This is a genomic window from Novosphingobium sp. ST904 (assembly GCF_001298105.1).
Taxonomy (GTDB): domain Bacteria; phylum Pseudomonadota; class Alphaproteobacteria; order Sphingomonadales; family Sphingomonadaceae; genus Novosphingobium.
In genome coordinates this window covers 1-21,813 of sequence record NZ_LGJH01000098.1, presented here as the reverse complement: position 1 = coordinate 21,813, position 21,813 = coordinate 1, and the positions used below count along the sequence as shown (strand labels likewise).

18 protein-coding genes and 1 pseudogene are annotated in these 21,813 nt (G+C 61.4%); 11 read left to right on the top strand and 8 right to left on the bottom strand.

Features of this window, described 5'->3' with window-relative positions; genetic code table 11:
* Positions 1-115: 115 nt before the first annotated feature.
* From ADT71_RS02850 to ADT71_RS02830, 5 genes are read right to left on the bottom strand one after another with little or no spacing between them, the layout of a single operon-like run.
* Positions 116-400 (bottom strand): VirB3 family type IV secretion system protein, encoded by a 285-nt coding sequence (locus tag ADT71_RS02850; protein WP_304437731.1) that lies wholly within the window; start codon positions 398-400, stop codon positions 116-118.
* Positions 397-735 carry a TrbC/VirB2 family protein gene (locus ADT71_RS02845; protein ID WP_054434891.1) on the bottom strand — a complete coding sequence of 113 codons (339 nt, stop codon included), beginning with the start codon at positions 733-735 and terminating at the stop codon, positions 397-399. Before ADT71_RS02845 ends, ADT71_RS02850 begins: the two co-directional genes overlap by 4 nt.
* Positions 736-738: 3 nt before the next feature.
* Positions 739-1,725, bottom strand: a complete 987-nt coding sequence (gene trbB, locus ADT71_RS02840) for a P-type conjugative transfer ATPase TrbB (RefSeq protein WP_082370120.1) — start codon at positions 1,723-1,725, stop codon at positions 739-741.
* Positions 1,722-2,126, bottom strand: coding sequence for a hypothetical protein (locus tag ADT71_RS02835; RefSeq protein WP_054434886.1), 405 nt, complete (start codon positions 2,124-2,126; stop codon positions 1,722-1,724). The genes trbB and ADT71_RS02835 overlap by 4 nt, the downstream gene beginning before the upstream one ends.
* Positions 2,127-2,128: 2 nt before the next feature.
* Positions 2,129-4,177, bottom strand: coding sequence for a conjugal transfer protein TraG (locus tag ADT71_RS02830; protein WP_054434894.1), 2,049 nt, complete (start codon positions 4,175-4,177; stop codon positions 2,129-2,131).
* Between the two features lie 231 nt (positions 4,178-4,408).
* Here ADT71_RS02830 and ADT71_RS02825 point away from each other — a divergent pair, with 231 nt between their 5' ends.
* Positions 4,409-5,239 carry an aldo/keto reductase gene (locus ADT71_RS02825; RefSeq protein ID WP_054434884.1) on the top strand — a complete coding sequence of 277 codons (831 nt, stop codon included), beginning with the start codon at positions 4,409-4,411 and terminating at the stop codon, positions 5,237-5,239.
* A gap of 10 nt (positions 5,240-5,249) precedes the next feature.
* Here ADT71_RS02825 and ADT71_RS02820 read toward each other — a convergent pair whose 3' ends face one another.
* A complete protein-coding gene (locus tag ADT71_RS02820; protein ID WP_054434882.1) occupies positions 5,250-6,050 on the bottom strand; it encodes a S1/P1 nuclease in 801 nt (266 codons plus the stop codon).
* Between the two features lie 60 nt (positions 6,051-6,110).
* Positions 6,111-6,989, bottom strand: coding sequence for a 3'-5' exonuclease (locus tag ADT71_RS02815; protein ID WP_054434880.1), 879 nt, complete (start codon positions 6,987-6,989; stop codon positions 6,111-6,113).
* Positions 6,990-7,317: 328 nt separating this feature from the next.
* Here ADT71_RS02815 and ADT71_RS02810 point away from each other — a divergent pair, with 328 nt between their 5' ends.
* The 3 genes from ADT71_RS02810 to ADT71_RS02800 all read left to right on the top strand — a co-directional run bounded on the left by ADT71_RS02810 (position 7,318) and on the right by ADT71_RS02800 (position 10,888).
* The gene (locus tag ADT71_RS02810) at positions 7,318-8,496 is read left to right on the top strand and encodes a helix-turn-helix transcriptional regulator (protein ID WP_054434878.1); all 1,179 of its coding nucleotides are present in this window, start codon (positions 7,318-7,320) and stop codon (positions 8,494-8,496) included.
* Positions 8,493-8,798 (top strand): hypothetical protein, encoded by a 306-nt coding sequence (locus ADT71_RS31070; RefSeq protein WP_132470335.1) that lies wholly within the window; start codon positions 8,493-8,495, stop codon positions 8,796-8,798. Before ADT71_RS02810 ends, ADT71_RS31070 begins: the two co-directional genes overlap by 4 nt.
* Before the next feature lie 143 nt (positions 8,799-8,941).
* Positions 8,942-10,888 (top strand): nuclease-related domain-containing DEAD/DEAH box helicase, encoded by a 1,947-nt coding sequence (locus ADT71_RS02800; RefSeq protein ID WP_231635518.1) that lies wholly within the window; start codon positions 8,942-8,944, stop codon positions 10,886-10,888.
* A gap of 227 nt (positions 10,889-11,115) precedes the next feature.
* Here the strand turns inward: ADT71_RS02800 and ADT71_RS02795 are convergent.
* Positions 11,116-12,191, bottom strand: a pseudogene (locus ADT71_RS02795) (IS5 family transposase).
* Positions 12,192-12,414: 223 nt separating this feature from the next.
* Between ADT71_RS02795 and ADT71_RS02790 the strand changes: the two are divergent.
* From ADT71_RS02790 to ADT71_RS30005, 7 genes are all read left to right on the top strand, one after another.
* Positions 12,415-13,335, top strand: a complete 921-nt coding sequence (locus ADT71_RS02790; RefSeq protein WP_054434875.1) for a HEPN domain-containing protein — start codon at positions 12,415-12,417, stop codon at positions 13,333-13,335.
* Positions 13,336-13,561: 226 nt separating this feature from the next.
* A complete protein-coding gene (locus ADT71_RS02785; protein WP_231635517.1) occupies positions 13,562-14,137 on the top strand; it encodes an RNA polymerase sigma factor in 576 nt (191 codons plus the stop codon).
* Positions 14,134-15,174, top strand: coding sequence for a FecR domain-containing protein (locus tag ADT71_RS02780; RefSeq protein ID WP_054434871.1), 1,041 nt, complete (start codon positions 14,134-14,136; stop codon positions 15,172-15,174). The genes ADT71_RS02785 and ADT71_RS02780 overlap by 4 nt, the downstream gene beginning before the upstream one ends.
* A 95-nt stretch (positions 15,175-15,269) precedes the next feature.
* Positions 15,270-17,822, top strand: coding sequence for a TonB-dependent receptor (locus ADT71_RS02775; protein WP_054434869.1), 2,553 nt, complete (start codon positions 15,270-15,272; stop codon positions 17,820-17,822).
* A 21-nt stretch (positions 17,823-17,843) separates the two neighbouring features.
* On the top strand, positions 17,844-19,958 hold the full coding sequence (locus ADT71_RS02770) for an Atxe2 family lasso peptide isopeptidase (protein WP_165913377.1): 2,115 nt from the start codon (positions 17,844-17,846) through the stop codon (positions 19,956-19,958).
* Between the two features lie 227 nt (positions 19,959-20,185).
* A complete protein-coding gene (locus ADT71_RS32700) occupies positions 20,186-20,599 on the top strand; it encodes a hypothetical protein (RefSeq protein ID WP_132470341.1) in 414 nt (137 codons plus the stop codon).
* A 49-nt stretch (positions 20,600-20,648) separates the two neighbouring features.
* On the top strand, positions 20,649-21,347 hold the full coding sequence (locus ADT71_RS30005; protein WP_231635516.1) for a hypothetical protein: 699 nt from the start codon (positions 20,649-20,651) through the stop codon (positions 21,345-21,347).
* Positions 21,348-21,813: the final 466 nt, after the last annotated feature.

Genomic DNA, 21,813 nt, shown 5'->3' with positions numbered 1-21,813 from the left:
CCCGCTCGCGGACTTCAGGTGAAAATTTGTTGGTTGTCTTGCTCATAACGGATGCTCCTTCTCACAAGTTGGAGCCTCCTGGAAACCCGGGGCGCTTCACATCATGGCGTGATCCTCAGCATGCGTAGTATCCCTTTTGTGCAAGATGCCGGGCAAGGACCGGTCCAAAGCTCGGGTCGCGACGTGCCACCATTACCGCGAGGGTGTGTCCGAGCGCCCACACGCCAAGCCCAGCGATCCATTGCTGCAGCCCGAGGCCAACGGCTGCCGCCAGCGTGCCGTTGACTATGGCGATACCGCGAGGCGCTCCGCCAAGCAGCAGCGGGCTGCCCAGCGAACCGTGGATCGGCACCTCGAAGCCTTCGATGTGTCCGGCATCGTAGTGTGCGGCGCGTATCACGAGACCAGCGCCCCGCCGCCGAAGCTGAAGAACGAGAGGAAGAAGCTCGAGGCGGCAAAGGCGATCGACAGGCCGAAGACGATCTGGATCAGGCGGCGAAAGCCACCGCCTGTCTCACCGAATGCCAGCGTCAGGCCGGTGGTGATGATGATGATCACCGCGACGATCTTGGCGACCGGGCCCTGGACCGATTCCAGTACCTGCTGCAGTGGTTCCTCCCACGGCATGCCGGACCCTGCAGCATGGGCGGGCGAAGCAAGTGCCAGGAAGAGACCAAGAGCCAGGCTCGACTGGATTGCAAAGCGGATGCGCTTGTGGGGATGGGACTGGGGCATGGGTCAGGTCTCCTTCGTGGCAGGTGGGACGATGTCTGAGAGCGAGTAGGAGCCGGTGCCGGCATCGAGGCCGGTTACCCGCACCGGCGCCGAAATGCGGCGCTCGAGGCCGCGGCCGGCAATGAAAACGATCATGTCGATAGCCTCGGCGATGAGGTGGCGCGGCACGGTGACGACCGCCTCCTGGCAGAGCTGCTCGATCCGGTGCAGCGCAGCTAGCGCACTGTTCGCGTGGATCGTCGCGATCCCGCCGGGATGGCCGGTGTTCCAGGCCTTCAGCATGTCGAGGGCTTCGGGACCGCGCACTTCGCCGACGATGATGCGGTCGGGGCGAAGCCGCAGGGTCGATCGAACGAGATCGGACATCGTCACGAGCGGCGGCCGGGTACGCAGCGCCACCGTATCGGGAAGCGGAGACTGGAGTTCTCGCGTGTCCTCGATCTGGACGATGCGCGTGTCCAGCCCTTCCATCTCTGCTAGCAGCGCGTTGGCAAGCGTCGTCTTTCCCGAACTCGTCCCGCCGGCCACGAGAATGTTGTCTCGCTGGGCGATCGCCGCGCGCAGGGCATGCGCGGTTGGCAGCGACATCAGCCCATCGACCAGGTAATCGTCGATGGAATAGAGGCGCTGGGCCGGTTTGCGGATCGAGAAGCACGGGGCGGCCGAGACTGGGGGAAGTACGCCTTCGAAGCGCTCCCCGGCGCGCCCATCAGCGTGGGGAGGCAATTCCGCCGAGATGATGGGGTGCTCGCGATCGACTTCGCCCTGTGCATGCGAGGCGACCAGGCGAATGATGCGTTCTGCTTGCGCCGGCTCCAGCCTGGTACCGGTATCGAAACAGCCTTCACCGAGCCGGTCGAGTCGAAGCGCGCCATCCGGGTTGAGCATGATTTCAACGACGCATGGATCGCGCATCGCTTTGCCGATTTCGTCACCGAGCGCGGTGACGAGCATTCGCCGCTGCCGGTCGGAGGTGAGGGACGAGTTCATGGCCGGTCGTCCGAGGAGGTGTGAAGTGTGCGTCGTCCGCTGGCGACCTGGCGCCCGACCTGCTGGACGAAGGCTTCGAACCGCTTGGCAGCCAGGGCGCGTCCGGCCTGGTCGCTCTCGGCAAGCGGTACCTGGATCGAAAGTTCGAACCGGATGAACAACGCCAGGGTTTCGAGCAGGACGTCGGTGTCGCGATCGATCCGCCCTATCGCCTGCGACATCCGGTCGAGGCGATGCGAGAAGCGATCCTCGAGTTCCGAGGCACCACGCCGGTTGAGCCAGGCCGTGACTGCGTCAGCCAGGATGGCCGACTTCGAGGCACCGGGCTTGGCGGCCAAGCCCTCCAGTCGATCGCTTACCGGCCGAGGCAAAAAGAGTTGGTGGCGGATCCTTTCGACCATGCTCAGAACTCCATCTGGAGGTCGTCGGGACGACCTGAGCCGGCATCGAGCGCGTAGACCGAGCGCGCTGCACGCACTGCCTCGACCCGGTCCATCGCCCGGCGTTCGAGAGCATCGTCAGCTTCATCCTCGACACCGGGACCGAGACCCAGTGGGTCGGGTTCAGTAGAGGGCTGAGATCCTGCCTCGATTTCTCTGGCGGGATGGCGTGCCTGTTCGAGGCCCCCTGTTTCGTCGTTGCCGTTTTCGGTAGTGTTGGCGGCTAGCCGCTGATCCGTGGTGCGGACATGGCCTGCCCAGTCATCGTCTCGCGCGGGCGGAAGGTCTCCATAGGGGCCTTGCTTGAGTTCAGGGGCAGGCAGCACCCGTGAGGCGAACGCACGGTCCTCGTAATAGCGAAGTTTCCTCGCGCGGATCGGTGGCTGTCCCGACACCAGCACGAGTTCGTCAGCGGCGTTCAGTTGCATGACTTCGCCCGGTGTCAGCAGGGGGCGGGCCGTCTCCTGACGGCTGACCATGACATGAGCGAGCCAGGGGGCGAGGCGATGTCCGGCATAATTGCGCATCGCGCGCTGCTCGGTGGCCGTGCCCAGCGAGTCCGATATACGCTTGGCGGTCCGTTCGTCATTGCTGGCGAAGGCGATGCGCACGTGGCAGTTGTCGAGAATGGCGTTGTATTCCCCGTAGGCCTTCTCGATCTGGTTGAGGCTTTGCGCGATCAGGAAGGCGCGCACGCCGTAGCCTGCGAGGAAGGCGAGGCTGGTCTCGAAGAAGTCGAGGCGTCCGAGGGCAGGGAACTCGTCGAGCATCATCAACAGGCGGTGGCGCCCCGCTTCGCCGGCCTGGCTCGGGCCCGTGTCGCCCAGTTTCTCGGTGAGGCGTCGGCCTACCTGGTTCAGGATCAGGCGGATCAGCGGCTTGGTGCGACTGATGTCCGAGGGGGGCACGACGAGGTAGAGCGAAACCGGGTGGCTTGCCTCGACGAGATCGGCGATGCGCCAGTCACTCGCAGAGGTGACCGCCGCCACGGTTGGATCACGGTAGAGCCCGAGAAAGGACATCGCCGTCGACAGCACGCCGGACCGTTCGTTCTCGCTCTTATTGAGCAACTCGCGCGCTGCCGATGCGACGACAGGATGGACGAGCGGCGCTTCGGCGGTTCCGAGGTGGTTCGTCGTCATCATGCGCCGCAGCGTCGCGGTGAACGGGCGCTGCGGGTCGGAAAGGAACGTGGCGACCCTTGCCAGCGTCTTTTCCTCTTCGGCATGTAGAACGTGGAGGATCACGCCCACGAGCAGCGAATGGCTGGTCTTTTCCCAATGGCTGCGCCGTTCCAGCGCGCCTTCGGGATCGACCAGGATGTCGGCGATGTTCTGGGCGTCACGCACTTCGTCGATGCCGCGGCGGACTTCGAGCAGGGGATTGTATCGTGCCGAGCGCATGTCGGTCGGGTCGAACAGCAGGCAGTGCGAGAAACGGGCGCGCCAGCCGGCGGTCAGTTGCCAGTTCTCCCCCTTGATGTCGTGAACGATTGTCGAACCGGTCCACGATAGCAGCGTGGGCACGACGAGCCCGACGCCTTTGCCTGACCGGGTGGGGGCGAAGGCCATGACGTGCTCGGGGCCGTCATGGCGCAAATAGTCTCTGTCGATCCGGCCGAGCGATACGCCGCGGTCGCCGAAGAGGCCCGCAGCCGCGATGTCTTTGCGGGTGGCCCATCGCGCCGAACCGTAAGTGGTGACCGCACCGGACTGGCGTGCGCGCCAGATCGACCCGGCGATCGCCGCGCCGCAGCCCAGGAAACCGCCCGCTGCTGCGATTGCGCCTGCCTCGTCGAACACGACCGGCGCATAGGCATCGAAGGAGAACCACCATGGAAAGATCGACCATGGGTGATACACCGGTTTTCCGAGCACCACGAACCAGGCCGGGCCGAGCTCGCTTTGATAGGCGAGACTGGCGGCTGCCCATTGCGTGGCCGTCCAGATGCTCAGCGCTATGATCGCGAGCACGACAAGGATTTGTCCTATGAGCAGCTTGGTCGGGGTCATGCGTGCCTCCACCCGCGCTCCATCCAGCGGCACCGGGCATGGGCTCAAGGATGAGGCATGCTGCGTTTCGTCGTGAGGTCCCCTGCGGTATCCTGAGGTATGTTTTCAGTATCGCCAGGAGCCGGAAATCGGCTTTGCGGTCCTATCGATCGTGCAGAATGTGCGCGGGGATTCACGGCTGTTTTACAGGATTAGCGCAACAGACGCAGGCTCCCGCGCGTTAGCGCCGACATGAAGATGATCTGCTTTCCGGATGGCACGACGGTGCCGGCGCTCGGACAAGGCACGTGGATGATGGGTGAGATCGCGGACCGACGCGTTAGCGAGATCGCGGCGCTGAAAGAGGGCCTCGATCTGGGTCTTATGCTCATCGATACCGCCGAGATGTATGCCGATGGCGAGGCGGAGCGCGTGGTCGGCGAGGCGATTGCGGGGCGACGCGACGAGGTGTTCCTGGTCAGCAAGGCCTATCCGCAAAATGCCTCGCATCGAAACTTGCGCCGGGCCTGCGAAGCGAGCCTGCAGCGGTTGGGCATCGACCACTTGGATATGTACCTGCTGCATTGGCGCGGCAGCATTCCCCTCGGCGAAACGGTGGACGCGATGGAATCGCTGGTTGCGGCTGGGCTCATCGTTCGGTGGGGTGTCAGCAATCTCGATACGAATGACATGATCGAGTTGGTTGACGCCGGCGGCCGCGCATGTGCGACCAACCAGATCCTCTACAACCTCGGGCGGCGAGGGCCGGAGAGGGGCGTTCTACCCTGGCTCGAATCCCGCTCGATACCGATCATGGCCTACAGTCCCGTCGAGCAGGGCAGATTGCTTGGACGTCCCGCACTGACCGAGATCGCCGGCGAGCACGGTGTATCTGCGGCACAGGTCGCACTGGCCTGGTTGCTACACCAAGACGGAGTGCTCCCGATCCCGAAGGCAGGTTCCGTAGTGCATGTCCGGGACAATCGCGCGGCTCTCGACCTGCGACTGACCGAGCAAGACCTGGTTCGGCTGGACCGGGCATCTCCTTGCCCGGCGACACCTGGCCCACTCGAAATGCTCTAGGCGCCGGCCGCTATTTCTTGGCGGCTCCCTTGGCCGGCGCTGCACTTTCAAAAACCCAGTTCAGGTATGCGGCAATACGGACGCCGGCGCGTTTGAGCCGATCGTCTACTTCGGCGCGATGCTGGTAGGCATAGTCCCAGGAGAGTGCCGGATCGGCAGGATAGATCGTCTTGCGCAAGGCAATGCTCTCGCGGATCCAGATGGAAGGATCGATCTGGTTCCAAGCGATCACCTCCTGGGGGGTAATCGATCGCGACAACCAATGCGCATATTCCGAATAAGAAAGCGCGCGCTGCTCGATAAGAGCGGAATCCCAAACCGAGTGCAGGTTCGTCGGCTTGCCGAACCATGTAACGGAAACGGCATTGCCGCCGCGATCGTCGCCAGCACCATCGTGAAGTGGTTGGTGCAGGTCGCCGATAATGTGGACTATGAAGCGCAGCGCAAGGCGCTTGTCAGCGAGTGAAGCCTTGGGATCGCGTAGAGTTGCCGTAAAGCGCGAAAGCGCTGTCATCGCGTCCCCCGATGCAGGCGCGTCCGACGGTTGGTAGTCATCGCCCTTGACAGTGACATAGTGCCATGGGCTGGCCTGCTTCTGCCAGAACGGAGCCGGATCGGACTTCATGTCGTCAGGCCAGGTCGCGGCTTCGGCAAGATCTTCGGTGCCGAGGAGCAGGTGAACGTTGGCGCGGGCTAGGCCGCTCAGTTCTTCGTCTGCGATTGCGCCAGTAATACGGTGACCGATCGGCCCCCAGGCGTAGGCAGGAGACGTGATAGCGAGCGAGAGGGCGATCAGGATGGATTTGCGCATGGCTCTCTCCATAATGCAGATGCCACGCTGCGAAACCCTGCTTTGCGGCGTAGCAGGTCTTCAGCGATATCGGTCGCAGGCAGATTGCGGGTGAAAGGCCGGCTCGCCGTGACCGGTGTAGATTTCGCGAAGAAGCCATTCCCGCTCGCTTTCGACCTCTTCACCGGGAATTGTTTTCCACCAGAAGCGCAGGGCGGCATCCCAGCGGTAACCCCGTGCCTTGAGTGAATCTTTGCCTTCGAACGGCGCATCGACGGCATTGACGCGAAAACTCGTGCGTTCGGCGCTCTCGATGAGCTTGGTCAGGATGGTTCCGCCGTCCGAAGCAGTGTGGCCAAGCAAGTAGATGAGTGCGAGGATGTCGTTTTCGGCGCGGTGGCCCTCATAGAACCAGCCACACTGGGAAAGCAGGTAGCCGAGCGCTCGCCCGTCGAAGCCAAGCTCTAGCCAATCCAGTTCTGCCATTGAACAGGCCCACGGCCGGCCCGCGATTCCTGGTAGCCTGCGGTCGACGAAGGGGCGATCGAAAGCCGCATTATGGGCAATGATGATGTCGCTGGAGGCCAGGATCTCGATTGCTGCCGCCTCGTCGATGGCTTGGCCTTCAAGGTCTATGCTTGTAAGGCCCGTCAGCTTGGTGATGTGCGGGTCGATGGGCGCGTGCGGGTCTTCGCGCCAGGTGCGCGGCGTTCCGACCTGGACGATATGGCCGAGTTCGTCGAAGCGAAACCGCTGCACGGCGAGTTCGATGATCTTGTCGGTCTCGCGATCAAGGCCGGTCGTCTCGACGTCGAGGGCAACGCCAATACGAGTTTTCCCCACTGCGGGACCTGCGTGAAGCCGGTTGACGGGGGCGAGGCGGCGCAAAACGCGAAAGTTCGGATCTGCGTTGAGAGTTCGGGCCGCTCGGGCGAGGTCTTCTGGGAGATGGCCATGCATCTGTAGCGCGTTAGTGCGAGGATATCCGCGTGCAAAGTTCGATGGGCGTATTTCCTGCACATCAACTTCCAGGTGGCCCGGCCTACAGGAGCAAACATCGCGAAATCCGTTAGAATCAGGCGGCAAAGGGCGTGTGCGGGCATTTGCTTCCAAGGCGAACGACAGGATATCGCCATAACAGGATAAATGTCTATTTTTATGTCTACTTCCTGAGGAGTAATTCCATAAATCGAAGGAATCCCGCCTCTATAAGACGAAAAATGTCATCTACTAATGTCTATTTTTCTGATGCAAATTGCTCCCACAGCAAACGTAAGGAGCTATCGCAATGGCCTTCAGGGCAGACCTGCTTCGCAAGAAGTTGAAGGATGAAAATCGGACGCAGAAATTTCTCGCGGGCGAATTGAAGACGACGCAACGGACTGTCAGTCGCTGGCTCAGCGGGGCCAATGCCCCCAAGGGCAAGGACTTGGAGCGTATTGCAAATGTGCTGAACTGCGATGCGCGGGAGTTTGATCCAAGCCATGCCGATGAAGGCGCGGGGATCCTGGTTTCGGCCCGCGTATCGGTAGCGTCGCACAATGCCTACGAGGTCATGGGACACCGATACGGAGTCAGTCAGAAGGCCATAGTCGAACTGGCGCCGATCCTTTTCTCCATCGTCGCGGCGCGTGCGTTGAACATTCCTGGCGAGGACCTCCTTCTTCATGATGAAGCGACCCGCAGGGGACTGACATCGCCGCTGCTGGGCGACAATTACCAGGACCAGTCAGGTTTCGAGATGGACCGACGCGCTGCCTCGAATGGGCTGTGCTTCGGTTTGAAAGCCGGCAACCCGCTCGAGGAAAACCCTCGCAATCTCTTCGTGGAAGCTATGCACAGATTGACGTTCGGCCTTGCCGATACCGTCAACCTGGACGGCCTGGTGACAACCGAGGCTGGCGAGGTACCGACCGCAAGTGGTTCTGTTGTTGATGTCGACGTGCTACGGTCGATGACGGGCGATAGCCCTGAACTGATGCAGGCCTTGGCATCGGGACAATTGCGGCTCTCCAAGTGCATGGATGAATTTCGTGCGGGCGGGAGCGACAAGGTCGAAAGCCTGGCGGCCATCTTGCAGCGCCATTTGGAGGCAGACACCGCCGTACATAGGACGGCCCTAGAGGCACGACGTGAGGCCAGCCTCGGTAAGCTGGCTGCGTGGCATGCGGCCTACGCACAAGATTACCCGGAAATGTCTGCTGAATACGACGAACTGATGCAGGCCTATTGCCACGAGGCAGGCTGGTGCCCGGACTGGTTCACCGATGACCAGAAGGATGAGCTTTGGGCGGACCCGTTCGGTGAAAGACGCTTCATCGACGAGGATATCCTTCCCAGCTTCTTGTTGGTCAGAACGAGCAGCGCACTCACGATGCCGCAGATTACCAGCATCAAGAACCGTATTCGGAAAATCGAAGCCCATCGCAGCACGAGCAAGGCGGCGTTCGAGGAGGCTGGAGAATGATGGGCCCGGAAAATCTGAACTCGGCACCTTATACGGGTGGCCGGCGGGCGACATTCACTCGGCACGGCGCCGTGCGAAGCCAGCAACGATCCGTCCCTCACGCGGTGGTCGATGCGCTCATCGATTTCGGGGAGGCAGAGCACGATGGGCGCGGCGCTGTTCGGCACTTCTTTTCTCGGCGGGCATGGAAAACCTACAGCGCCTACCTCGGGACGGAAGCCAGGCATTACGAACGCTATCGCGCCGCATACGTGGTTCTTGGTGAGGATGGCGCTGTTGTCACGACCGGATGGCGCCATTGAACACCTCTTTGGTCTGTCGGCTGCATCCGTAATATATTTGCTTGCCCGGTTTTCCGCGTGAACCATTTCAATTGGTCAGGCGGAAATTGTTAAAGGGGTTGCGATAGTCCTTGGGGATGAATCGCTTTCGCGAGATTTATTGCATGTCCAGAATTGTTCATCCGCCCGTGCACGAGCATGATAACTTGCGTCAGCCGATGCAACCCGGTGAGCAGATGCTGTTCAATCTGTTGGATCGTGAACTGGATCCTGCTTGGGAAATCTACATCCAGCCGCATCTTAATGGCCTTCGTCCTGATTTCGTTCTGTTGAATCCCGGGATCGGCGTGTGCGTGATAGAGGTGAAGGACTGGAACCTCGATGCGATGCCGTATTTCGTCAAGGAACATGCCAGCGGACGAAAGGAGCTATACGCAAACAAGGACGGCCGTGATTTTCGGGTCGATAATCCTTTCAGGAAGATCAAGCGATACAAGGACGCTATTTTCAATATTTATTGCCCCCGCCTGCAGCAACGGGCCGGTTATGCCGCTATCGTTGGCAGCGTCGTGTTTCCGTTCGCCTCGCGTGATCGTCTTTTGCCGTTGCAGGAAGCGTTCCTGACCACAGAGGAACGGGCCAAGGCGTTTGAATGGTGGCCGGTTGGTGGCCGAGGAGAACTCTCGAGCCAAGGATTGCCCGCCATACTGCCAATCCTGTCCAGGGACCGCCACACCTTGATGACGCGTGCCTTGGCGGATGATCTTCGAGGGTGGCTGGTCGAACCCGATTTTGCCAGCACACAGAGGAAGCCGCTCGAACTGGACAGGAACCAGAGGATGCTGGCGGATAGCAGGACTGCTTCTGGCTATCGCCGCATAAAAGGTCCGGCGGGATCGGGAAAGTCCTTGGTCTTGGCTGCGCGCGCTGCAAAGCTCGCGAGCGAGGGCAAGAGCGTCCTCATCGTCACCTACAACATGACGCTATGGCATTATCTGCGGGACCTGGTCGTGCGTGCGGGCGCTGCGCCGGGATGGATGGCGCGCGTCACGTTCGTTCACTTCCATGAATGGTGCAAGGAAGTCTGCTTCGAGGCAGGCCTTGATGATGAGTACGCGCACATGATGCGACCGGTTGCCGAGATCATGGATCTCGACCTTGACCCGCGCGAGGAGCAAAGAAGACTTGCCCCCATACTGAAGCCGATCATGGACGTGGCCCTACCTGCGCTTGCTCGCAAGGCAGCCTTATCCGATGCGACGGAGAAGTACGATGCAGTTTTGGTCGATGAGGGCCAGGACTACCTGCCGTTATGGTGGAATGCACTTCGCGGCATTTGCAAGACTGGTGGGGAGATGCTGCTCGCTGCGGACGCGACGCAGGATGTCTACGGCACGGCCGGAAACTGGACGGAAGAGGCAATGACAGGCGCCGGGTTCCAGGGCGGCCGCTGGGCACAACTCTCCATAGGCTATCGCCTCCCGCCCGACATCTTGCGGTTGGCACAGGACTTCGCGGAAAGGTTCCTACCAGACGAGACGAGGGATATTCCCCAGCAGGAACAGGGGGCTCTCGAACTCTTTCCAAGCGAGGTGCGCTGGATCCAGTGCGAGGAACGGGGTGCCATGCGGCACTGCGTCAATGCGGTGCTGGCAATGATGCGCGCTACCGGCAAATCGGGGACTGCAAATGCGGACATCACCTTTCTCGCCAACGACATCGATTTTGGTGTCCAGGTCGTCGAGGAACTAGCGACCTATGGCGTCAAGTCGGCGCATACGTTCGCTCGGGACAAGAAGGTCCAGAACCGCCTCAAGATGGCGTTTTACCTGGGCGATGCCAGGCTCAAGGCGACGACTTTCCATAGCTTCAAGGGTTGGGAGGCTCGACTGATCGTCATGCATGTGCGCCGCGCTACCGGACCGGAAGGGTTGGCGGCGATCTACGCTGCGCTGACGCGGTTGAAGCGCAGTGAACTTGGGAGCCATATCGCCGTAGTCTGTTCCGCCCCGGAACTGGCGCAGTTCGGTGCTGCATGGGGTGCCGGCAAGGAGGGGATCGGCAGGAGGGTTTCGGACGATCGCTCGGCGTGTCTTTCGGCAAGCAACTGAGTCCGCCGGGGCTGGCCGAGCGATATTCGTCATCCGCGTCGGCCTGGGGGCGGTGACGGACGCCGCGAACTTGGGCGGGCAAGGACGATTGGACACCCTGATTTACCCGGCTTGGGTATCGGTCTGAGGGTATCAGACGCAGTCTTGGGCATGGCGCGCGCGGCTATGGGGTGTTTTCTGCCAACCGGTGGCGCTCTGTGGAGGCATCAGCGCGGTGCCGGCGTGCATCATGCCGAGTTCGGCCGACATTCCCAGTAGAGGAAGCGTTTGAAGTTGAAAGCGATGTTGGCGAGACCGATCTTTGCCTTGGCACGCTCTATGCCGATGGTACGGATGAACAGGCCCATTCGGTGCTTCTGGGTGGCGAAGACATGCTCGACGGCGGAGCGGACCCTGGACCGGGCGGCATTGGCGCGCTGGCGCTGCCCGGGGAGCGGCTTGCCGGGCGCTCTGCGGAAGTGGATCTTCGAGATGAGCCCGGCGCGCAGAATGGCGCGTTCATTTTTCTGGCTGCGATAGGCCGTGTCTGCCCAGATTGCGCTGCCGGTGTTGGCCGGATCAATCAATTCCGGCAATTCCCGGCCGTCGTAACGGGCGGCGTCACTGGCCGACCAGGTACGAATGAAGCCATGGCGCTGGTCGATGCCGATATGCGACTTTTACCCGAACATGGGCGTGGCGATTTCCGCCAGGAATTTTCCATCCGCACCCTTCTTGCGCCGCCCCCGCTTGAGCGTCCAGCGCGCATCACGGTCTTTCTGTGCGAGCCTCGCCGGCTTCGCCGCCCAGGCCTGGGGAATGCCACCCTCCCTGACAACGGCGCGCTCTTCGTCTGTCATGCGCTGGCGCGGAGCCGAGATGATGCTGGCATCCACGATCTGCCCGCCCATGGCCAGATAACCCAGCGACTTGAGGTGAGCGTCGAACGGGCGAACAAAGTCTCGATCGCATTCGCCCGGACCAGAGCTTCGCGAAAACGCCAGATCGTCGTCTCATCCGGTGTGTTATCGCCATCGTCGAGCCCCAGGAAGCGACCGAAGCTGCGGCGGTCCAGGATCTGGAACTCGGCTTGCGCGTCCGACAATCCGTAGAGTGTCTGCAGGATCAGCGTCTTGAACATCATGACTGCGTCAAGCGGCGGGCGACCGCCCCTGCTACCATCAGAACGCTGCAAGGCCGCATCCAGCGCGGGCCGGAATATCTCGAAGTCGATCAGACCGGCCAGCTTCTCCAGCGGATCGCCCGCCGCGGACAAGGCTGCATACCGCTCGTCGAGATCGAAAAAGCCACGCTGTGCCGACACTTCACGCCTCCATCGCCCAGCTCGATGGAATCACAATCCCGCACACACCGCTACAGGTAAATCAGGGTGTCCGATTGCCTTGCATGACACCTTGCCGATGTTCTATATTTGTCCTTGGCTTTTGGCAGCCGGCCATGGCCTGCGACAAGCGTCAAACCTTTGGAGTTTTAGCACATTGCGCATTGCCTTTCGTGGCGTTGGCAGCTTACCCCGTACCTGAACCATGCGAACCGATATCGATCATCTTCCCCCGCACAAGCAGCGCGAACTCGACCTGGTCGTCGAGATGCTGTTCCAGGGGTTGCGTGATGCCACCGGCAAGGCGACGGGCCGGCGTAAGTCAGGCCGCATCCTGAAGATCATCCTGTTCGGTTCCTATGCGCGCGGCGACTGGGTGGATGCGCCGCTCGATGCCAACCAGTACAAGTCTGACTACGACTTGCTGGTTATCGTCAACCAGAAGGATCTCACCGACCGGGCCGCCTACTGGGATGAGACCGAGCAGCGGATCGTCACCGCGTACAATTACGAAAAGACCCTGCGTACCCCGGCGAATTTCGTCGTCCATTCGTTGCAGGAAGTGAACGATGCGCTGGCGCACGGACGCCTGTTCTTCATGAACATCTTGTCTGACGGGGCTTTGCTGTACGAATCCGACGACAAGCCGTTGAAGGCCCCCGTGCCCAAGTCACCGGAAACGGCGCTAACGGCGGCCGAGGAATATTTCGCTGAATATATGGCCGATGCTGCCGAGTTTTTTGGCGGATATCAGGATGCTTTTGCGAGAGAACATTATCGGAAAGCTGCGTTCGATCTCCATCAAACCGTCGAAAACCTGTACCAAGGCCTGCTGCTGACCTTCACGTTCTACACGCCCTACGACCATAATATCCTGTTCTTGCGCGACATGGCCGAGGAAATCGATCACAGCCTGTTCGATGTCTGGCCGCGCGGGACCCGCCGGGAGAAGGCGCTCTACCAAAAGCTCAAGGATGCGTATCGAAAGGCCCGCTACTCGCGGCACTACAAGATTTCGCGCGAGGACCTGGAGTGGCTGGCAGGGCATGCGGAAGTCCTTGGCCAGCGGGTTCACGCCCTGTGCCAAGCGCGTATCGAAGAGATGCGCAGGGCCGTGACGGGATAAGATAGGCGCCCGGCACGTCTTGCGTGCCGGTTATGTTTCAGTATCATGACGCGTGGAGGCGCTGATCGCCGGCACGCGCCTTCCTCCTGTCTTGCCAGGCATCACTACGCCCGCACCGCTGGTCGGGTGGCGGGGATCCTTCGATCCCGAGCGTCGCTAGCCCCTCGCTAACCTCGGACCATTCCGGGGCGCGATGTCTGTCGGCACGACGAGGTCGTGCGTTTCCATGCCTATGCGACATGCCCGGGCGCTCGCCAGCGAGCGCCGAGCAGACCCGTCCGCGCCCGAAGATCCGGGTGGTAGCGATGGCGCCAACCTGGATCGTCTCTACCGGGACGAGGCGCCTCGCCTCGCGCGCTTTTTTCGGCGGCGCCTGCGCGAAACAGACGACGCTCCAGACCTCGTGCAGGAGGCATTTGCCCGGCTGGCATCGTTCATGGCGCGCGAAGCACTGGCTAATCCTGCTCCGTATCTCCAGCGCATCGCGCGCAACCTGCTGTTCGAGAAGACCCGGCGTCGCAAGCGCAGCCTAGCTCCCTTCCACCTGCCGATCGGCGAGGGCGACGAACCCGCGATTGCTCCCGAGCAGGAGCATCGCATCGAGGAGCGCGATGTCATGCGGATCTACCAGCGTGCGCTCGACGAATTGCCGGAAAAGACCCGGGCGATCTTCCTGCTTCACCGCGTCGACGACCTCACCTACCGCGAAATCGGCGAGCGACTTGGCATCTCCATCCCGACCGTCCAGTACCACATCGCGCGCAGCCTCGCGCATATCGACGCGGCCCTCGAAAGCGAATGAGCAACCATACCCGATCCAGCAGGCCGAGCCTGCGCGACGAAGCAGCCGACTGGTTCGCACTCATGCGCGGCCCTGACGCTCCCGCGAAGCGTTCCGAATTCGAGGCATGGCTGGCTGCCGATGCCCTGCACCGTGACGCCTATAATCGCATCGGCGAGACATTCAGCCTGGGCAAGGGGCTGAAGGAAGATCGAGCTGCTAATTACGCAACGATCCAGGATGCCGGAACTGTCACGGCCGTGTCGTCATCGCGGGGAAAATTCGTCGGTACGATGGCGCTTGCCAGCGTGCTGCTGATTGCAGTCGTAATCTCGACCGCCATGCTCATGCGCACGATGGGCGGCAGCGGGATCGTGGCTGCTCCCGCCGAGGGCCTGCAGACCCGTGACATCGTGACTTCACGCGGGGAAATCCGCACGTTCGCGTTGGCGGACGGATCGCATGTCACGCTTGATACGGGCAGCGAGGTCACAGTGTCGCTGTCCCCGACGCGGCGCGATCTTCGCCTGGTACGGGGCCGGGCGCGATTTGCAGTCGCACATGAGGGAAGGCCTTTCGTCGTCGCTGCTGCTGGCGGTTCGGTGATAGCGCGTGGCACCGTCTTCGATGTTACCCTACATCAGCACGGCGGCGCGGTCGTCGACCTGATCGAAGGCAAGGTCGATGTTCTTGAAGGCCCGGACCGGCCTCGCGGTAGTGGTTCGCGGGAGGCGCGAACTTCCGTCAGGCAACTGGTGTCAGGACATTCGCTGGCGTTCGGGGACAGCGCAAGACGCCCTGCGGCCGTGCCGTTCACGAAGGCCGACTGGCCTGAGGGCCTTCGGGACTTCCGGGCTGTGCGGCTTGGCGACCTGGTGGCCGATGCCAATCGTTACGGTTCCCGGCCGATCGTGCTGGCATCTAGTGATCTTTCCGCGCTCCAGGTGTCCGGGACTTTTCGCCTTCAGGATGCCAGAAGGCTGGCGTTCAATCTTGCGGACTTGCTTGACCTGACCGTGCAGGATGAGCCGGAAAGGATCGTGCTTTCGAGGCGTTAGCGCTGGTCCTGTAAAAAATTTCGCGAGCCCCTCATAAAATCCGCGCGAGCGGCATGGAAGCCCCTGAACAGCCCGTACGAGGCAATGGGGGTACCATGGACACCAAGATCGTAAGCACGTTCCTTCTGACCGCGAGCTTGCTCGCGCTGGCCGTGCCGGCCAGCGCGCAGGAAGCGAGGCAGCAAGTGCATATCGAGGCACAGCCCCTTGGGGATGCGCTTCGTGCACTGGCCAGGATCAAGGGCCGCGAAATCCTTTTCTCGCCGCAGTCCGTCGGGGGCAGGGCTGCGCCTGCGATCGATGGCCAGTTTACGATGGCACAAGCGTTGGACGCCTTGCTGGAGGGTAGCGGCCTGGTGGCGCTCGATCGCAATGGGAGCATCCTCGTCGTGGGGCGATCGGATCCGGCGATTGCCGGGGCCGAAGCGGCGCCCGTCATCGACGACACCATCCTCGTGACCGGTTCTCGGATCAAGGGCTCACCGGTCGCTTCCCGGGTATTGCAGGTTACGCGCGATGATATCGTCGAAGGCGGATTTACCGATATCGGGGCCGCCATGCGCGCCTTGCCCCAGAACTTTGCGGGCGGCCAGAACCCTGGGGTCGGCTCGGGTGCAAATGCAGGTGGACAGGCCAACCAGAATATCACCGGCGGCTCGGCGGTGAACCTGCGCGGCCTGGGCGGTGACGCGACCCTTACTCTACTCAATGGCAGCCGCATGTCCTACGGCGGCTTCTCCCAGGGCGTTGATATCTCCAGCATCCCTATCGACGCGATCGAGCGCATCGACGTCGTCCCCGATGGCGCGTCCGCGATCTATGGTTCCGACGCGGTCGCCGGCGTGGTCAACGTCGTGCTGCGCTCGCCTTTCGACGGCCTGACTACACGCGCCAGGCTGGGCAAGGCAACGCAAGGGGGCGACTTCCTCCAGGATTATTCGCTGACCGGCGGGAAGACCTGGGGCAGCGGTTCGATCATCGCCGCCTATGATTTCCGGCATAACAGCACAATCCAGGCGAGGCAGCGCGATTTTGCAGCAAACCTGGGTGACGAGCCCTACATGCTCTACCCTCGGCAGGGAGTGCATTCGGGCCTGGTGCGGGTCACGCAGGATCTCGGCGATCGCGTGCACCTCAGTCTCGATGGGCTCTACGATTCCCGAAGGGTGGACCGCGAGATCACGAGTTACGGGCGGTTGGGCGTCACGCGGGTCAAGGACCGGAGTTTATCGGTCGCGCCCGGACTCGATGCCGAACTGGGGGGCGGCTGGACGGCTTCGATCCGCGGGGTCCATTCCCGCGATCGGGCCGTCAGCCGTGCGCAGCAGTTCGTGGCTGGAACCAAGACCTACGAATCCATCGTATGCTACTGCAACTCGCTGCGCAGTATCGACGCCTACGTCGAGGGCTCTCTGCTCGACCTGCCGGGAGGGGCGATCAAGCTCGTCGCCGGCGGTGGATACCGGACCAACCGGTTCCGGAACACCAACGTGGCTACTGGAAGCGGGTTTGGCGGTAGCCAACACGATGCCTATGGTTATGGCGAACTGTTCGTGCCGCTGGTCTCGCAGGTTAACGCCCGCCCGCTGCTGCGGGGGCTCTCGCTATCGCTGGCAGGTCGATACGACCGCTACAATGGCTTTGGCGGCATCGCCAATCCCAAGCTGGGTGTCATCTACAGCCCCGTGGACGCGGTGGACCTCAAGTTCTCCTGGGGACGGTCGTTCAAGGCGCCGACCTTGCTGCAACAATTGCAGGCAAGATCAGCCACGCTTGTCGAAGCCGCGACCCTTATCGGGTCCGATGCGCCCGCCGGTGCGAGCGCCCTTTACACAGAGGGCGGGGCTCCGGGGCTGGAGGCGGAGCGTGCTACCAGTCTCAGTTGGACGGCGACAATCCGGCCGGCTGCGGATCCCGGGCTTTCAATAGACCTGACCTACTTTCGGGTTCGATATAACGATCGGGTACTCAAGCCGATCGGCAACTACCTGAACGCATTGAACCCGGTCTATGCCGATTTCGTCATCCGCAATCCTACGTTGCAGCAGGTCCAGGATGCCGTCGCAGCCTCCGACACCGGTTTGCAGACGTACGGGAATGTCACCGGCGATCTTGGGCAGGTCGCCTATATCATCGACAATCATTTTACCAATGTCGCAGGCCAGCGAATCCAGGGTATCGACGCCAGTGTATCCTATCGCACCGCGCTTGGCTCGGGCCAGGTCTCGACCTCGCTCAATGCAAGCTGGTTGCAATCGCGCCAGCAGAACAATGCCTACTCGGCGTACTTCGACCTGGCAGGCACGATCTGGAACCCGGCGAAATATCGGGCCCGCGCGAGCCTCGGCTGGGAAGGCGTACACCTCAAGGCCTTCGGCTACCTAAATTACACGGGCATGCTCGAGGATCGCCGCACCACGCAGGTCGCAACCTTGCCCTCGACCGTCACGGCGGACCTATTCATCGGTTACCGGGTCGGTGAAGATCGTGGCGCCTTCAGCAACGTCGAACTCAGCCTCTCGGTTGAGAACCTGTTCGATACCCGGCCTCCCCATCTGAAGGCTGCGGCTTACGTCGAAGCCTACGATTCCACCAATTACTCGCCGGTTGGCCGCTTTGTCGCGGTATCCGTCGCCAAGTCGCTCTAAGGGCGGGACGAGATCGAGTCCGTGGCTATTGTACGTGTGATCAAAGCCCTGCTGGGGCTTTGCATTTTGAGCGCACCAAGCCTGTATGGGGTGGCGTGGGCAGGCGACTTGCCTGCCCGCGAAAGCGACGCGAGCGAAGTGCCATCGATCGCCCAGTCGGAGGTGGCAGGAGAGGCCGCGCCGCGGCGATGCGAGCGGCTGGCATTTCGGGTTCCGAAACGTGCAGGCCTTCATCCGGTCGGTGTCGATGACTTGCTCCACCTTCGTGACTTTGGGGCGAGAGGGCTGGACATGGCTGCGCCGCCGGGGTTCGCCATCTCTCCTGATGGCTTGAGGCTGGCGGTGCAAGTCCGGCAGGCCGAACCGGAAAGCAACAGCTATTGCCAGGCGCTTCTCGTATTCGACTTGCGGCATCCTGCCGCGCCGATCGTCACCGTGATGATGAGTGACGAGCTCGCCAGAAGCGAGACCACGCTTTACGGGATGAACGGCTTTCCATCCGGCAATGCCAGGCCGCTGACGCCGCAGTGGTCACCCAACGGGAAGCGATTGGCATTCATTCAGCGCAGTCATGGGCATGATGGGCTGTTCGTGGTTCCGTCGGCGGGAGGGCGAGCGATTCCAGTCGCTCGTCCCACCGCCAACGTCCTGTCGTTTTCGTGGGTGGCTGGCGGGAAAGAGTTACGCTTCGAAACCGATGCGCCGCTGCGCCAGGCCGAGGCGCGGCTCGTCGAACAAGGCCGCGAGGGGTATCGTTACGACGACAGGTTCTGGATGCTGGCAGAGCCGGTTCCTTTCACGCGCGGGGAGGTTGGCACCGAGCATTTCCGGGTAGCAGTGTCTGCGACAGGTGAATGGGGAACACCGGAGCCGATATCACCTGAGCCATCGCGCGAGGATAGCGACCATGCTTGGGTGGAGATGGACAAGCAGCCGCTTTTTGCCTTTCGCTCGCGGGTACACGTCGCAGTCGGTGGCACGCCGATTCCCTGCCAATTCGAAACCTGCGAAAATGCCGGGGGCGCCTGGTGGTCGTCCCGTGGCAGGGAAGTTGTCTTCCTGCGCCGGGAGGGGTTCGCCTCGTCGCGCACCGGGATCTATCGCTGGCGCCCCGGCGGCAGCGCTCCGCCACTACGCATTGCCGAGACCGATGATGCGCTGACCGGCTGCTCCCTGGTGCTCGATACGCTGCTGTGCGGCCGCGAGCGCTCGGCGTCGCCACGGGACATCGTCGCGATCGACAGCCGATCCGGCAGGACCCGGCAACTCGTCGATCTCAATCCGGAGTGGCGGGACGTAGCGCCGGCCCGGATCACGCGCCTGCATTGGACCAATCGGTTCGGCATTCCCGCGATCGGCGACCTCGTGTTGCCCAAACATTTGCCTGCGGGTGCGCGACTGCCACTGGTCGTCGTGCAATACGAGACACGCGGGTTCCTGCGCGGGGGTACTGGAGACGAGTATCCTATCAGGGCCATGACAGCGTCTGGCTTCGCGGTTCTCAGCATCAGTCGGCCTTTGGACTATAATACCTGGCTGGCGCGCAGGGGAGAATCCGTCGACCAGAAGGACCTGATGGAACACTGGACTGACCGCCAGAGTGCGCACGATTCCCTGCTCAAGGCGCTTGGCGAAGTGAGGAGCCGCGTGCCGCTCGACCTGGACCATCTGGCGATTACCGGCCTCAGCGACGGGGCATCGACGGCGACCTATGCACTGATCCATTCGCGCATGTTCAGCCTCGCTTTGCTCAGTACTTGCTGCGAGGATCCTGGCGTCACGACCAGCGCGATCGGCCCGGCCTACGAGGAAATGCAGCAGGAGTATCACTATCCGCTGCCTTGGCAGGAACATCGCGAAAGCTGGCTCGAAATGAGCCCTGCCATGAACGCACAACGGATATGCGCGCGAATACAAGTGCAGGCAGCCGACCGCGAGGCCCGCATGGCACTGAGTTCGGTCAAGGTCCTGCGCGAGGCAGGTGTTCCTATCGAGATGTATGTGTTTCCGGACGAATACCACGTAAAATGGCAGCCTGCCCATCGCGCTGCGATCTATCGGCGCAATCTCTACACGCTGCGTGAATGGCACTCTGGGCCACCAATGCCATGCTTTTCTAGCAGACTAGCGCCATAAATCTGCGGTCGCCGATAGCAATGCCGGTGGACGAAATCGAGAATGACCAGCCCGCCGAGGATTGGCATCGGCTCGCGGACCTTATCCGTGGACAATGCAGCGGCATGAAGTCTTGGATGACATCGAGCGTGGGAGCTTCGACTTTTGTTTTCTGTTTGGAATCTTGTTGGTATGAAAGAATTTAACTTTTTAGGCGGATGGTCCTTGCCGCATTGGGAGGAGCAGTGATGTCTTTTATCGGTAACCTCGGTAGAGCGTTTCGGGCAGTCAACGAAGGCCGAGCCACTGCACATGCGCATCGAACGGCGGAGGCATTTCTTGGTGCGCCTCTGCCGTCTGGGGTTGCGGAGGAAGGGTTCCGGATTGTGGGACCGATGGCGGATTTCTCAAGCGTCGAGGAAATGGCGATGATCTACGTGATCATCTACGCAGAACAGCGAAAAGCCTACCTCGATGGAGTCAACGCTACGAAGGAATTCCGCGGGAAGATCGCCCGTCAGGTGGCAAATGCCTGCATCGCATTGGCGAACCTTCAACGCGGAGGTGAGCGTTTCAATTCCATGTGGACGATCCGTCTCATCAATGCCGCGCGCGGGTGCGGCGTGAAGGTTGACCACCCGAAAATCGCGTTCAAGGTTTAAATGCGTTGATGGTGGTTGACGAATTGAAGGAATTTTGAAGGATTTCTCCATGGCGTTTGGATCGCCTGCTGCCTCCGCGTTTCGTCGCCGAGTCGAAGACGAAACCCGTTTTCTTGAGACTTGCGAAGGCGGTGACCAAGGTTCGCCGGATCGACGGTCTATCTGGCTCCTCGGCATTGAGCCTGGTTGGAGTTTAGCCGATCAAGCGCTCGATGAAGTTGGTCTCCGTAAAAAGGCGGAGGCGCTACACCATTACGGCATCGAAATGCAGTTGCAATGGCCATATAATCGAAACGCGTTCAAGTTTCTTGCGGCGCTGAAAGGGCGCCCCGTTGAAACCTATCGAGAATTCGCGAGAACAGTGCGACCGTTCGAGCGCGGGTCGCTCGGGTATTTCAAGGCGAACTTGTTCCCAGAACCGTTCAACAATACCGGCGAATGGACCAATGAGGCAGTCGAAAAAACGGGTTTCGTATCAAAAGCCGCTTATCAGACGTGGCTGCGGGAAGCGCGCTTTCCTGTGTTTCGCGCGTGGATCGAAAAGTGTTACCCCAAGTTGGTGATCGGCACCGGACTTACCCATCTCGCGGACTTCCTTGCTATTACCGGGACGGTTGAAAGTCCGTCTCCCCGATTTTTCGAGGTAAACGGTCACCCAAAAACGCCTTCATATCGCGACTTCGGGCATAGTGCCGGTTGCGATCCTACCGCATTTGAGCGGCGGCTCGCATTCATTGAACAGTTATGAGGCAACACGCATCGCGGCCGATATGGTCAGGACTGTGCTTCTCGACTGACATACAGCAATAAGCAAATGATGCGTTACTGCGCTCTAACGCCCGATCGCGACTGCCATCCAACACGCCTCCGACGTGCGAAAGGTGGGTTGCAGCGAAGCCTGTCATTTGAGCGGTGCGCGTCTAATGGCCGCACTGTCCCACGACGCGGCTTTCGGCAGCACGCGACCAGCTTACGACGTTCCGACGCACGACTTGCTGCGTCAGATTAGGACAATGCCAGCTATTCCAACCAGTTTACCCATTCGACGGCTGCCGCTGACATAGGTGACCTTCGAAGGTCCAAATCGGCTCTTTAAAACCTGCCGCACGGCCAGGTGAAGCGCCCCGGGTTTCCAGGAGGCTCCAACTTGTGAGAAGGAGCATCCGTTATGAGCAAGACAACCAACAAATTTTCACCTGAAGTCCGCGAGCGGG